Below are 13976 nucleotides of genomic sequence, written 5' to 3'. Positions count from 1 at the left end.
GGACGTTTCGCACGCGCCCCATTACATTGGCGGCTCAAGTCGAAACGGGGTGAGTTCCATGAAGTATTCGAATCTGGTTGAGCGTTTGCAGGGCAGGCGTACCTCGGCGTGGGAAATCCATCGCGTCGCTCAGCAGGCGCTCGCCAATGGCGAAGATGTGATCGTGCTGAGCGTCGGCGACCCCGATTTCGCGACGCCCGCGCCGATCGTCGAGCGCGCCATCGAGGCGTTGCGTAGCGGCGATACGCATTACAGCGCGGTGTCCGGGCGTGAGCCGGTGCGCGCGGCGATTGCCGAAGACCATGCGCGCACCACGGGTTGCGCCGTAAGCGCGGCCAACGTGATCCTGACTGCGGGGGCGCAGAACGGCGTGTTCGCCACCTCGTTGTGCCTGCTGGAAGCGGGCGACGAAGTGATCGTCCCCGAGCCGATGTACCTCACATACGAAGCCTGCGTGCGCGCCGCGGGCGCCACGCTTGTGCCGGTGCCGGTCGATCCGGCGCGGGCGTTTCACCTCGACTGCGACGCGCTCGAAGCGGCCATCACACCGCGCACCCAAGCCATTTTCTTCGCGACACCGTGTAATCCGACCGGCGTGGTGATGCCACGCGCCGATCTGGAGCGCATCGCGCGGATCGCGTGCGAGCACGATCTGTGGGTGCTCTCCGACGAGGTCTATGCCGATCTCACGTTCGAGCGTGAGCACGTGAGCATCGCCGCGTTGCCAGGTATGGCGGAGCGCACGGTGACGCTCGGCAGTCTGTCGAAATCGCATGCCATGGCGGGCTGGCGCGTGGGTTGGGCGATCGGGCCCGCCACGCTGATCGAGCATATGGGGCGGCTCGCCTTGGCAATGCTGTATGGCTTGCCAGGTTTCATCCAGCAGGCTGCATTGACCGCGCTGCAGAACAAGGCGCCGATCGTCGCCGAGATGCGCGAGATTTACCGGCGCCGCCGCGATGTCGTGTTCGAGCGCCTGCACCGCGTGCCGGGCTTGCGTTGCCTGTTGCCGGAAGCCGGCATGTTCATGATGGTCGACGTCAGCGGCACGGGCCTCGATACAGTCGATTTCACCTGGCAACTGTTTCGCGCGCAAGGTGTGTCGTTGCTCGACGCTAGCGCCTTCGGCGAGACCGCGAATGGTTTTGTGCGGTTGGGTTTTGTGGTCGACGAGGCAAGCCTGATCGATGCTTGCGAACGGATTGCTGCGTTCGTCGGTGGATTGCCGGTGCGTACGAACGTGTAGGCTGTGAACAGGAAAGCCGCTGCCGTACGCAGCGGACACGAGCTAGCCTGGCGGGCAGCGGAAAGTCGTTGAACGGTATAATTCCTGCACTTTGGCGCCCCGTTCGAAGGCGCGTCCATGCCGTTGTCCACGGCTTCGCCAACCAGACTTGATCAACCAGGATTCGCCCCGCGCCGCCCATGCCATTTCTCCCGATCCAGTCCTTCACGCGCAAACGACTTTCCGACGTGGTGTCCGACCAGATCAAGCAACTGATCTCGGACGGCGCGCTAATGCCCGGTGACCGCTTGCCGGCCGAACGCGATCTGGCCACGCAGCTCGGGGTGTCGCGGCCGTCGTTGCGGGAAGCGTTGATCAGGCTGGAAGCGGACGGGTATATTGAAACGTCGGGGCGGGGCGGCTTCACGGTCGTCGACGTCACCGCGCCGATCATCTCCAAGCCGCTCGCGGAACTGCTACTGCAAAATCCGCGCACCAGTGCCGATATTCTCGAACTGCGCCAGGGTCTCGAATCGATTTCGACGGTGTATGCCGCCGAGCGCGCCACGCCAGCCGATCTGCAGAAGATCACCGAGGCGTTCGAAGCATTGAAGGCCGGTTCGCAGTCGCAAGACCGTGTGAATCTCGCGGAACTGGATGCCGCGTTTCATCTCGCCATCGCGGACTCCACACATAACATCGCGCTCGCGCATGTGATGCACGGCATCCATACGCTGATTCGCGAAGGCATGCGCCAGTACCATCGTCTGATCGACTACGACGACGCGATGGAAAAGCAGTTGATGAGCCAGCATCAGGCCATCTACGACGCAGTCATCGCCCGCGACGCACAAAAGGCGCGCAAGGCCGCCGAGCGTCATCTGACCTATGTGCGCGAGATGTACAAGGACGACGCGGCGAGACCGTCGCCGAGCGTGATTTCCTGAGTTGCCGGCCTCTGGCCGACGCCTCATTTCCTGATTTGCCGACCTCCTGACCACCGCTTTTGCCCACGCGCGGGCAGCGGGTTGCGTGCGCCCATAACCGCGCTGAGGCCTGTCCAGTCTGCTTCATCAACGTTCTCGCGGTTGACACCGCCCGGCGACTTCCTTATATTTCTTGGTCAGACCAACAATACCAGTCTTACTGACCGGCCGCGAACACGCTGCCGGCAGGAAATGCCTGCGCCGCCATGATTCCGCACTAAAGTAAGTGAATCAGCGGCCGCCGCATTTCATTCAAATGAGCCTATGAAAGTCGCCCTGTTTATCCCGTGCTTCATCGACGCGTTCTATCCCGAAGTAGGGATCGCCACGCTCGAATTGCTTGAACGCTTCGGCATCGAGGTCGACTATCCGCAGGAGCAAACCTGCTGCGGCCAGCCGATGGCCAACAGCGGCGCGCACACCGAGGCAGCCGGCGCCGAGCGCGTGTTTGCGCGCAACTTCGCCGGCTACGACTACATCGTCGGACCGTCGGCGAGTTGCATTCATCACGTACGCGAGCATCTGACCGCGCTCGAGCAGACTGATGAAGTCAGAAAGGTTCGCGCCAACGCCTACGAACTCGTCGAGTTTCTGCATGACGTGCTCGGCGCGCGTGAGTTTCCGTGGGCGGAGTTTCCGCATCGCGTCGGCCTGCATAACAGTTGCAGCGCGCTACGGCATCTGAAGGAAGCGTCGGTCTCGGAGATCTCCGCGCTGCCGTTTTCGAAACCGCGCACCTTGCTTGAAGGTGTGAAAGGCATCGAATTCGTCAAACCGTCGCGGCCCGACGAATGCTGCGGTTTCGGCGGCACGTTCTCGGTGACCGAAGAGCCGGTGTCGGTGCGCATGGGGCAGGACAAGGTTCGCGATCATCTCAACGCGGGCGCGGAGTACATCGTGTCGGGCGACATGTCGTGCCTGATGCACCAGCAAGGTTGCGCGGAACGCATGAAAGCCGACGCACGCTTCATCCATATCGCGCAGGTTCTCAACGGAGCACGCGCATGAGCCGCATCGATCACGCGAAAGCCGCGGGCGCTTTCATCAGGAAGACGGAGCACGTCGCGTTTCACGACAAACGTCTATGGGATTTGCGTGAGAAGCGCGATGCGCAGGCGCACGGCATCCCGGAGTGGCAGACGCTGCGCGAACTGGCATCGGGCATCAAGGAACACACGCTGTCGCATCTGTCCGACTATCTCGAACAGTTCGCCGCTGCGGCCGAAGCAAATGGCGTCGTGGTGCATTGGGCCGCGACCGCCGAAGAGCACAATGCGCTGGTCCACCAGATCATGTCCGAGCGCGGCATGACCACGCTCGTCAAAAGCAAGTCGATGCTCACCGACGAATGCAAGATGCGCGAGTATCTCGAACCGCGCGGCATCACGGTGATGGAGACCGATCTCGGCGAGCGCATCCAGCAGCTCGATCATCAGGACCCGAGCCATATGGTGGTGCCCGCGGTCCATAAACTACGCGCCGATGTGGCTGAACTGTTCGGTCGAACCATCGGCACCGATCCGCAAAACAGCGATATTCACTACCTCGCTGAAAGCCAGCGGATGAATACGCGGCCGTATTTCGTGCGCGAGAAAACGGCGGGCATGACGGGCTGCAATTTCGCGGTGGCGGAGACGGGCACGGTGGTCGTGTGTACGAACGAGGGCAATGCCGACCTGTCGGCGAATGTGCCGCCGTTGCATATCGCGTCGATCGGTATCGAGAAGCTGATTCCAAAGGTGTCGGACCTCGGCGTATTTATCCGCATGCTGTCGCGCAGCGCGCTCGGTTCGCCGATTACCCAGTACACCTCGCATTTCCGTGCGCCGCGTCCGGGCGCCGAGATGCACTTCATCCTCGTCGATCATGGCCGCTCGGAGCGGCTGGCGATGGAGGATTTCTGGTATTCGCTCAAATGCATTCGCTGCGGCGCGTGTATGAACACGTGCCCGGTGTATCGGCGCAGTGGCGGCTTGTCGTATGGCGGCACGTATTCGGGGCCGATCGGCGCAATCATCAACCCGACCTTCGACCTGAAGCGTTATAGCGCGTTGCCGTTCGCGTCGACGCTAAACGGCAGTTGCACGAATGTGTGTCCGGTGAAGATCAATATTCACGAGCAGATCTACAAATGGCGAACGGTGATCGCAGAACGTCATGAGGTGCCATTCGTGAAGCAGGAAGTGCTGAAGATGGCGGGGCGCCTGCTTGCGAGTCCGACGCTGTATCGGGCGACAGTGTCGTCGATGGGCGGCGCGCTGCGGCGTTTGCCGAATTTCGTGCTGTATAACCCGCTCAACATCTGGGGCCGGCAGCGTGAGTTGCCGGAGGCGCCGAAGCTGACCTTCCACGCCTGGTACAAGAAGAATCGTGGAGGTGGCGATGGCAACGCGTGAGGCTTTTCTGGCAAAGGTGCGTGAGGCGCAGCCGCCGGCGCGTCCACGGCCCGATGCGCCGCTGTTCGCTTCGGCGGGCGGGGACTTGCGGGCGCGCTTCACGGCAGCATTGCAGGCGATGGGCGGCACGTGCGTCGAAGCGCGGGCTGCGGGTGACGTGCTTGCGCTGATCCGTGAGCGGTTCGGCGATGCGGCGTCGGTGGCGTCGGCGACGCCCGAAGTGCCCGGCACGCGCGCGATCACGGCCGAAACCGAACCGGCGTCGTTGCAGGATATCGAGGTGGGCGTGGTGCGGGGGCGCTTCGGCGTGGCTGAAACCGGCTCGGTGTGGTTCAGCGAGCGCGAGTATGTGGTCAACTCGCTGGGGTACATCGTGCAGCATCTGGTGGTGCTGCTCGATCCGGCGCAGTTGCTCGACGGCTTGCAGGACGTGTACCGTCGCGACGACTTCCGCGATGCGCGCTATGCGGCGCTGGTTACCGGCCCTTCGGCCACCGCGGATATCGAAGGCGTGCTGATTCGTGGTGCGCAGGGGGTGCGATCGTTGACAGTGGTGTGGGTGGAGGCCCCGCAGGCACAGCGAGGAATCTAGCGCGTGAGCGGGCTCCCGCTCACGCCGCTTTGGCTTTGGCCGATCGCAGCAGAACTTCGGCGGCAGCCCAAGCCTGCGAAGCCGGCCCGGGATCATTCGCCGCGCGTGCGTTGACGGTTGCCCCATCGAGCAACATCATGAAGACATCCCCAAGGCGTTTTGCCTCAGACGCCGGCATGAGACCCTGCAGCAGTTCCGCTATCCAGGTGGTCATCTTTGTCCGATATTGGATGGCTACGCCCGAGATCTTGGGGTACTCGGTGCCAAACTCCGCCAGTGCGCGTTCAAACAGGCAACCCGCGAATTCTGGCGTCGCGAACCAATCGCCATACCAGTCGAAAATTGCCTTGACCCGTTCCTCCGGAATCTCAAGCGTCTGCAGACGGGCTTCGATACTGCCGACGATCAGCGCATAGCGTTGCAGCAGCACCTCCCGGATCAATTCGTCCTTGCCTGAAAAGTGGCGGTATAGCGTCATTCGCGCAACGCCGGAGTCGTCGATGATCCAGTCCACGCCGACGGCCTGGAAACCGTGCATCGAAAACAGTTGGGTGGCTTTATCGACGACAAGTTGTCGTTTGCTTGCACGCATGCAGATCACGCTCTCACTAGGGCTTGTTTCAAAAAATCTTAACACCAGACGTAACTCAGCTTCGTTGCCGTCTTTGTAGAACGATCTATATCATATGCGTGACATTCTGCCCACATATAGGAAAACGCGCTTTCTGGATTGGCCGGGGCCGGCCCAGGCGATTTCGGGCGACGAGGACCAGTGAGCGGATTCTCCATGCGCATACGGAGCGGGTATCGACGCGTACTTATATTTTGATATCATCACTGTATAAACATACAGGTTTCGTAAACGCTCCGTGGCGATAGATGCTCCGTCGGACCCCCGTTCTGGTGTCCCTTATTACCTGCTGAACTTCGAGCGTGCGCTGGCGTGGCTCGCCGAGCGTTACGACGATCTGCTGGACGCGCACGAACACGGTTTCCTGCGCGATTTCGCCGCTTTGCCGCAGCCCTCGCGCGCGTTGCTGGTTCGCATGCTGATGCGCAAGGGCACGCTGTTCCGCGCCAGCCGCCTGTCTTATGACGAGATCGGTTGTCCTTTGCAGGCAGTTGCACCCTTGGCAATGCTCGGTTGGGTCGACACGGAACCCGTTCTGACGCTCGACGATCTGTTCGCGCTCACCACGCGCCCCGAGTTGCTGCTGATCTTGGCGGACGCCATCGCGTTGATTCCCGGCGCGAAAGGCTTGCGCAAACCCGATCTGCTGGAAACGCTGCGGCCGTTTTACGAAAGCGAAGGAGCGGGTGAGGGCGAATGCGACGAACGAGGCGCCACCGCGCAGCCGTTGTCCGCGTGGCACGCCCAGACCACCGACCGCGTCTTCCACGTCGCCATCGCGCCCCTTTGCGAGCGTCTGCGCCTCATGTTCTTCGGCAATCTGCAGCAGGACTGGTCGGAGTTCGTGCTTGCCGATCTCGGCGTGTTCCAGTACGAGAAGGTTGCGTTCGCGCCGTCGTCGCGCGCATTCCAGCAACGCGAGGACGTCGACGTTTATCTTGCGTTGCATGCATGCCGCGAAGCGCTCGAATGGCTCCCCGCGGGTGACGCGGAGTCAGAGGCGATCGACGAGCTCGTCGTCGCGATTGCTGCGATCGAAACCTCAAACCCGTGGCTCGAAACGCGTCGCGCGAAACTGCTGTTTCGTATCGGCCAGCATTGTGAGCGTCAACAGAACTGGCGCGCAGCGCTCGCTGTCTATGAGCGCTGCGCGTGGCCTGGCGCGCGCCATCGGCGCTTGCGAGTGCTGGAACGCAGTGAGCGATTTGACGAAGCCTTCGCCCTCGCTTTGCAAGCCGCTGCGAAACCTGAAAGCGAAGAGGAAGCGCAGCGCATCGAGCGCATGTTGCTGCGTTTGCAGCGCAAGCGCGGCGAGCGTGTGGCGCGTGTGGCTGCAGCTCGCCCGGTTGAGCGCAGCACACTGGTTCTGCCGAGGCCAGACGCGCCACAACCGGTCGAATACGTCGCCCGCGATCATTTGACTTGCGACGCGGCGCCGGTTCATTACGTCGAAAACGCGCTGATCAACTCGCTGTTCGGCTTGCTGTGCTGGGAGCCGGTGTTCGCGGCGCTGCCCGGCGCGTTTTTTCACCCGTTCCAGCGCAGACCGGCCGATCTGCATGCGCCGGATTTTCATGCGCGCCGCGCCGCGCAATTCGCCGCGTGTCTCGCGCAACTCGACAGCAGCGCCTATCGCGAGACGATTCTGCGGCATCTGCAAAGCAAGGCGGGATTGCAATCGCCGTTTGTATTCTGGGGCTTGCTGACGCAGGAACTGGTCGAGTTGGCGCTCGACTGCCTGCCTGCCGCGCATCTGAAACTATGGTTCGAGCGCTTGCTGCGTGACATCCGCGGCAACCGTTCGGGCCTGCCGGACCTGATCCGGTTCTGGCCGGCCGAGCGCCGTTACGAGTTGATCGAAGTGAAAGGCCCCGGCGACCGCTTGCAGGACAACCAGATCCGCTGGCTCGCGTACTGCGCGCAGCACGGCATGCCGGTGCGCGTGCTCGACGTGCGATGGGCCGATGAAGAGATCGTCGCGTCGGAAGTCGTGACGGAGATCACGCCGTGACCTACGTGGTCGCCGTCCGGGCGATGTGCGAATTCACTGCGCGGCGAGGCGATCTGGATCTGCGCTTCACGCCCGCGCCCACCTCGCTGGAGGGCATGGCCGGCCATGTGACGGTCGCCGGGCGGCGCGCGAGCGGCTACGAAGCCGAAATTACGCTGACCGGCACGCATCGCGGTTTGACCGTGCGTGGCCGCGCCGACGGTTACGACCCGGTGTCGAACCGGCTGGAAGAGATCAAGACCCATCGTGGCGCGCTCGAACGGATGCCCGCCAATCACCGCACGCTGCATTGGGCGCAGGCGCTGGTGTACGGGCACCTGTTGTGCCAGACCCGTTCGCTCGCTGAATTGACGGTCGCACTGGTGTATTTCGATGTTGGCAGTCAGAAGGAAACCTTGCTGACCGAAACGCACACCGCGCGTGAGCTGGAGATTTTCTTCGTCGAGCAGTGCGAGCGCTTTCTCGATTGGGCCGTGCAGGAAGAGGCGCACCGCGCCGCGCGCAATGCCGCGCTCAGTGCGCTGCAGTTTCCGCATGGCCAGTTCCGAAGTGGTCAGCGCGAACTGGCGGTGTCGGTGTATCGCGCTGCGCGTGACGGCACGCCCTTGATGGCGCAGGCGCCGACCGGCATCGGCAAGACGCTGGCGACGATTTTTCCGCTGCTCAAGGCGTGTGCGTCGGATCAGATCGACCGCGTGTTCTTCCTGACCGCGAAGACGCCGGGCCGCGCGCTTGCCCTCGATGCGATCGAAACGCTCCATCGAAGCGCCGAGCCGACTTCCGCGCGCTTGCCGCTGAGAACCCTGGAACTGGTCGCGCGCGACAAGGCCTGCGAGCATCCCGACAAGGCCTGCAATGGCGAGTCCTGTCCGCTCGCCCGCGGTTTCTACGACCGGCTCGACGCGGCCCGCAGCGCGGCGTTGGCCGGACCGCGGCTCGACCGGGCGTCGGTGCGCGAAGCGGCGCTCGGGCACGACGTCTGCCCGTACTATCTCGCGCAGGAACTGGCGCGCTGGTCCGACGTGGTGGTCGGCGATTACAACTACTACTACGACAGCAGCGCGATGCTGTACGCGCTCACGCAGATCAATCAGTGGCGCGTCGGCGTGCTGGTCGACGAGGCGCACAACCTGCTCGAGCGGGCACGGCGCATGTACAGCGCGTCGCTCGACCAGGCGGCGTTCCGGCTCGCCCGTAAAACCGCGCCTGCGACGTTGAAGAAGCCGCTTGATCGGCTTCAGCGCGAGTGGAATGCTGTGAAGCGGGCCCAGACCGACACGTATCAGGTCTACGCTGATGTGCCAGGCAAACTGCTTTCGGCTGCACAGAATCTGATCGGCGCGGTGACGGATCAACTCGCCGAAGCGCCGCTTTCCATCGACGAAGCCTCGCTGCGATTTTTCTTCGACGCCATGCATTTCGTCGCGCTGGCGGAGCAATTCGGCGAGCATTCGATTTTCGACATCACGCTCACCACGGATCGCTACGCGCCGCGCGACAAAAGCAGCAGCATGCTGTGCGTGCGCAACGTGATCCCGGCGCCGTTCCTCGCAGGGCGTTATGCTGCCGCGCGGACCACGGTGATGTTTTCGGGCACGCTCAACCCGCATCATTTCTATCGCGACACGCTGGGTTTGCCGGAGCGGACGAACTGGCTCGAGGTCGAAGGGCCGTTTCGCGCCGAACAGTTGCAGGTGCGTGTGGCCGGCAACGTATCCACGCGCTGGCGTGATCGCGAACGCTCGCTCCTGCCCATCGTCGATCTGATCGCCAAGCAGTACGCCGCGCAGCCGGGCAATTATCTCGGCTTCCTGAGCAGCTTCGAGTATCTGCAACAGGTGATGAGCTTGATGCGCTCGCGTCATCCGGAACTGCCGGTATGGGCACAGGAACAGGGCATGGACGAGGCCGCGCGCGACGCGTTCCTAGCGCGCTTTCGCACCATGAACCAGGGCGTCGGCTTCGCGGTGCTAGGGGGCGCGTTCTCCGAGGGTATCGATCTGGTTGGGCAGCAGCTGATTGGCGCCTTCATCGCGACGCTCGGCTTGCCGCAGATGAACGACGTGAACGAGCAGATGCGCCGCACGATGGACGCGAAGTTCGGCAACGGCTACGACTACATGTATCTGTATCCGGGCTTGCAGAAGGTCGTGCAGGCCGCCGGCCGCGTGATTCGCACGGAGCAGGATCAAGGGGTGGTGCATCTGATCGACGACCGGTATCGGCGGCCGGAAGTGCGGCGGCTGTTGCCGCGCTGGTGGCAGGTGCAATAAGCAAGCGCAATGAGCCGCTCATCTCTGGCTCGCAAGCCCATCTCTTTACCTCCCAGGTAATCGACCTGCCTACACCCGCCAGGCAAAGTGGCGGCACGGCACAACGATTCCGACCCAAGGTAAGGAGACTTCCATGAACGCGACCGCACCGTATCTCACCGACGAGCCCAACACGATCCGCACCGCCGATCACACGCGCCTTTTCTACCGCGATTGGGGGCAAGGCGCGCCGCTCGTGTTCCTGTCCGGCTGGACGCTGAATTCCGACATGTGGTCGTATCAGATGGAGCCGCTATCGCGCCTCGGCTGCCGCTGCATCGCTTATGACCGCCGCGGCCACGGCCGTTCGAGCGATCCCGGGCGTGGCTACGACTTCGACACGCTCGCCGACGATCTCGACAGCGTGCTCAGCACACTCGATCTGAACAATGTGACACTGGTCGCGCATTCGATCGCGAGCGGCGAAGCGGTGCGTTACCTGACGCGGCACGGTTCGGAACGCGTGGCCCGGATTGCATTCATCGCGCCGGCAGCCACGCCGTATCTGCTGAAAACCGAAGACAACCCGAACGGGATCGACGCCGTACTATTCGAGCAAGGCCGCCTCGCGCTGAGCCGTTCCTTCCCCGACTGGATCGAGGCGAATGCCGCGCCGTACTTCGGCCCGGGTGTGTCGCGCGCGCCGCTCGACTGGACGATCCGCATGATGCTGCAAACCTCGCATCAGGCCATGCTCGAACTCGCCCGCGTTCAGACCATCACCGATTTCCGCGCGGAGCTGGCCCGCGTCCGGGTGCCGTCGCTCGTCGTGCACGGTGATCGGGACGCCTCTGCGCCGCTCGAGCTGACCGGACGGCCGACCGCGGCGCTGATCGAAGGCGCTTCATTGAACGTCTACGAAGGCGCCGGCCACGGCCTGTACTTCACTCATGCGGAGAAGCTGAACCAGGATTTGCTGGCGTTCCTGGGCCACCGGCCGGTTTAGGGTCGACCGGCACTTGATCTTCAACCGGTGCGTCGGCCTTGCCGGCCGCCGCTTTCAGCGAGGCGTCGGCAGGCGCCGTTGAAGGCGGTTCGCTCTTCGCAGCAGCGTTGGGGCCTACGTCCGGCGCGCCGTTCGATTCGACTTTGGCCGGTACGCTCTCAGGGTCCCACGTCAGCAAATGCCGCTGCGGGTTCGCGATTTCGATGCCGCGCGCGCTGAACTGGTCGAGAATGCGCCGGTTGAATTCACGCTGCACGCCCCAGCGCGCAGTGTCGCGGCATTGGATCTGCCCGGCCAGCGTGACCGCCGAACCGTCCACGCCGTCCACGCCCCAGAAGCTGAAGTCGGACAGAATGCCGTCCTTGAACTTCTCGTCTTCGCGCAGCGCGGCGCCGATTTCCTTCAGCGTGGCGATTGCCAGATCGACGTCCTCGCCGAACACGATATTCACTTTCACCGCGGCATTGCCGAGTCCGCGATTGGTGTTGTTCACTGTCGTGACCGAACTGAATGGCACGGTGAAGAGCGAACCGTCGCTGCCGCGCAAGCGAACGGTGCGGATCGACAGATATTCAACCGTACCCGATACGCCCGCGAGCGTGACCCAGTCGCCGACCTGCATGGCGTTTTCCATCAACAGGAACATGCCGGTGATGAAATCCTGCACCAGCTTTTGCGAGCCGAAGCCGAGCGCCACGCCGAAAATACTCGCGCCCGCCAGCAGCGGCCCGATGTTCACACCGAGTTCGCTCAGGCCGGTGAGCACCACGACCAGCGCGATCACGCAAAAGAGCGCGCTGCGCAGCATCGGCAGCAGGGTACGCAGACGTGCGGCGCGCACGAGGTCGCCGCTGGTGGTCCAACGGTCCAGCCGCCGTTCGATCGACACGTTGGCGCCTTCCCACACCACCAGCGCGATCACCGCGGCGACCCCGATCGTGACCAGCGCCGAAGCCAGCCGATGGCCGATCGACCCGGCCCGGAACAGTTCGCCCACGTCGACGCCCCAAACCTGCAGCAGCGCGAGCGCGGTGACAATGCCGATGAGCCACGCGACGACCCGCCGCAGCAGCGGGTAATAGCGGTAGGCATGCTGTTGCACGAGCGACTTCTCCGCGTCGCCCTGTACGTTGAAGAGCCGCGCCATGGCGCCGAAAATTACGATCGCGACGACTCGCGCGCCCACCAGAATCGCCAGCGTAATACCGCCGAGATGCAGCAGGGTGCGATAGCCGTTCTGCACGTCGAGCGCCCAGATGGACCACAGCGCCATCACCACGAACGCCGCGAATCCGGCCCACGCATCGGCGAGCGCGTTGCCGAACATTTCCAGCGATTCGCTCGCGGCAAAGCGCCTGCGGATCAATTCGCCGACCGGCTTCCTGCATTTCAGAATCAGAATCGAGATCATGATGTGGCCGGCGAGCGCGACCACTTTCATCAGCGCGAGATGCGCCGCGTCGTTCAAGCCGAGCGACTGCGCGATCTCCGCGATCGCCGAACCGGCGCCGACCACGGCGACGATCCGCACGATCCAGCGCTGCACGAAAGCAGCCCACGCATCGCTCATGCGCAACAGGCGCAGGCGGGGTGCGCTCGGCTGCAGGAAGAAGCCGCTGACGATCACAATCAGGCGGCACAGCACGTAGATGTCGATCAGCGAATCGAGCGCGCGATCTTGCGGCGTGCCGTCCTCGGTGACGATCGACATCAGTGCGCTCGCCGCGCCGACGAACACCGCCAGCGGCAACAGGCGCAGCACCATCGTCAGGAGCGCGCGCGGCAGGCGCTGCAGCAGCGTCAGGTGATGCACGGCCTTCTGCTCGCCTTTGGCGTCGGTGGCTTTGCCGGTGGTGGGCGTAGGCGTTGCTATGGCCGCGCCGGGCTTCGCCGCCTGTGCCGTTGCATCGGGCGAAGCCGGTGAAACGGGCAGCGGCGGCGCGGCATTCGGCGCATCGGCCGGTTGCGGCTGGACGTCGACGGGCAGGTCGGCTTGCAATGCCCCGTCTTCATCGCCACGTTCGCGGCGCGCGGCAAGGGCCATGTACGCACGGCGCAACAGGCGGCGCGCGAGCCATTCGAGCGCGAGCGCGGGCAGCAGTGCCGCCAGCAGCGACCATGCGACCTGGCCGAGCACGCCGCGCGCTTGCGGGCTGGTCGATTGCCAATGCCACCAGGCACGCACCGAAGCGAGGTCAAGCAGCGCGGCGACCGAACTGCGCAATGACTTGCCGAGGTGTACAGCCCAATGCGCGCCCTGACGCGCCAGTTGCGAGGCGAGGCCATTGGACTTGAAGGCGGCTGGGACGAGCGCGCTGGCGCTGCTGGCCGCGGCGGGTGCCGACGCAGCCGCGGCCGTCGAGGCCGGTGGAGCGCTGAGTGCGCCCGCTGCGGCGATTGCCTGTAGCGTGTCGCTGACTTGCGCGCGGCGTGTGGGGTCATTGAGGACGCTGAGGGCCTGGCGGGCCTGTTCGGGCGTCAGGGTAGGCGCGACGCCGGATGCGGCTGAGGCGGCGGGTTGCGCCGCGGCAGCAAAGACCGGCGAGGCGCTCAGAAGGAGAAAAATGACAAGCCAGGCTTGGAGTTTTTTGCGCATAGGGTGTAAGGCGGGGTACCAGGTGCGGACGGCGGTGCCGGGACGCGCAGGTCGATTCGGCGGGGTGACCTTGGACCGACACGCGTTTAGTCGTACAAGTTCCATCCGCGGCGGGTATTGGTGTTCACACGGAGGTTCGGCCAGTTGGTCCGAATTGTAACGTCAGGCAGCAGAAAGCTTGCCCGACCGAGGCGCAGTCCGCGGCGTAGCGCGCAAGGTCGCGCGGCTTGAAACCTACTGAGGCGGCAGGCGCCGTGGGACAAGCGGCCATGCGCGGACGC

The 13976-nt window shown here is 63.8% G+C and carries 10 protein-coding genes; 8 read left to right on the top strand and 2 right to left on the bottom strand.

All coding sequences use genetic code 11. The annotated features are described in order from the left end of the window. Positions 1 to 58: 58 nt before the first annotated feature. The 5 genes from M0D68_RS16445 (at position 59) to M0D68_RS16425 (ending at position 5199) form a co-directional block, all read left to right on the top strand. Positions 59 to 1246 carry a pyridoxal phosphate-dependent aminotransferase gene (locus M0D68_RS16445; protein WP_211706702.1) on the top strand — a complete coding sequence of 396 codons (1188 nt, stop codon included), beginning with the start codon at positions 59 to 61 and terminating at the stop codon, positions 1244 to 1246. Between the two features lie 179 nt (positions 1247 to 1425). After that, entirely contained in the window at positions 1426 to 2172 is a 747-nt protein-coding gene (locus M0D68_RS16440; RefSeq protein ID WP_093635837.1) for a FadR/GntR family transcriptional regulator, read from the top strand. A gap of 303 nt (positions 2173 to 2475) precedes the next feature. Next, on the top strand, positions 2476 to 3219 hold the full coding sequence (locus M0D68_RS16435; protein ID WP_211706701.1) for a (Fe-S)-binding protein: 744 nt from the start codon (positions 2476 to 2478) through the stop codon (positions 3217 to 3219). After that, complete coding sequence (locus M0D68_RS16430) at positions 3216 to 4607, top strand: lactate utilization protein B (RefSeq protein WP_211706700.1); 1392 nt, start codon at positions 3216 to 3218, stop codon at positions 4605 to 4607. The genes M0D68_RS16435 and M0D68_RS16430 overlap by 4 nt, the downstream gene beginning before the upstream one ends. Beyond that, positions 4594 to 5199 (top strand): LUD domain-containing protein, encoded by a 606-nt coding sequence (locus M0D68_RS16425; RefSeq protein WP_211706699.1) that lies wholly within the window; start codon positions 4594 to 4596, stop codon positions 5197 to 5199. Before M0D68_RS16430 ends, M0D68_RS16425 begins: the two co-directional genes overlap by 14 nt. 19 nt (positions 5200 to 5218) lie before the next feature. Here M0D68_RS16425 and M0D68_RS16420 read toward each other — a convergent pair whose 3' ends face one another. Continuing rightward, on the bottom strand, positions 5219 to 5791 hold the full coding sequence (locus tag M0D68_RS16420; protein WP_200620546.1) for a TetR/AcrR family transcriptional regulator: 573 nt from the start codon (positions 5789 to 5791) through the stop codon (positions 5219 to 5221). 277 nt (positions 5792 to 6068) lie between these two features. On the opposite strand from M0D68_RS16420, the gene M0D68_RS16415 reads away from it, so the two are divergent. From M0D68_RS16415 to M0D68_RS16405, 3 genes are all read left to right on the top strand, one after another. Beyond that, the gene (locus tag M0D68_RS16415) at positions 6069 to 7841 is read left to right on the top strand and encodes a VRR-NUC domain-containing protein (RefSeq protein ID WP_211706698.1); all 1773 of its coding nucleotides are present in this window, start codon (positions 6069 to 6071) and stop codon (positions 7839 to 7841) included. Next, the gene (locus M0D68_RS16410; RefSeq protein ID WP_211706697.1) at positions 7838 to 10114 is read left to right on the top strand and encodes an ATP-dependent DNA helicase; all 2277 of its coding nucleotides are present in this window, start codon (positions 7838 to 7840) and stop codon (positions 10112 to 10114) included. The genes M0D68_RS16415 and M0D68_RS16410 overlap by 4 nt, the downstream gene beginning before the upstream one ends. 133 nt (positions 10115 to 10247) lie before the next feature. Next, positions 10248 to 11099: an alpha/beta fold hydrolase gene (locus M0D68_RS16405; RefSeq protein ID WP_211706696.1), complete on the top strand. Its 852-nt coding sequence runs from the start codon at positions 10248 to 10250 to the stop codon at positions 11097 to 11099. On the opposite strand, the gene M0D68_RS16400 is transcribed toward M0D68_RS16405, so the two are convergent. Further along, a complete protein-coding gene (locus tag M0D68_RS16400; protein ID WP_266210780.1) occupies positions 11038 to 13695 on the bottom strand; it encodes a mechanosensitive ion channel family protein in 2658 nt (885 codons plus the stop codon). The genes M0D68_RS16405 and M0D68_RS16400 overlap by 62 nt on opposite strands. Positions 13696 to 13976 lie beyond the last annotated feature (281 nt).

It is taken from the genome of Paraburkholderia sp. SEWSISQ10-3 4, assembly GCF_030464785.1.
Taxonomy (GTDB): domain Bacteria; phylum Pseudomonadota; class Gammaproteobacteria; order Burkholderiales; family Burkholderiaceae; genus Paraburkholderia; species Paraburkholderia aspalathi.
The sequence above is the reverse complement of the archived record's forward strand: the minus strand, read 5'-3'. Positions and strand labels throughout refer to the sequence as shown.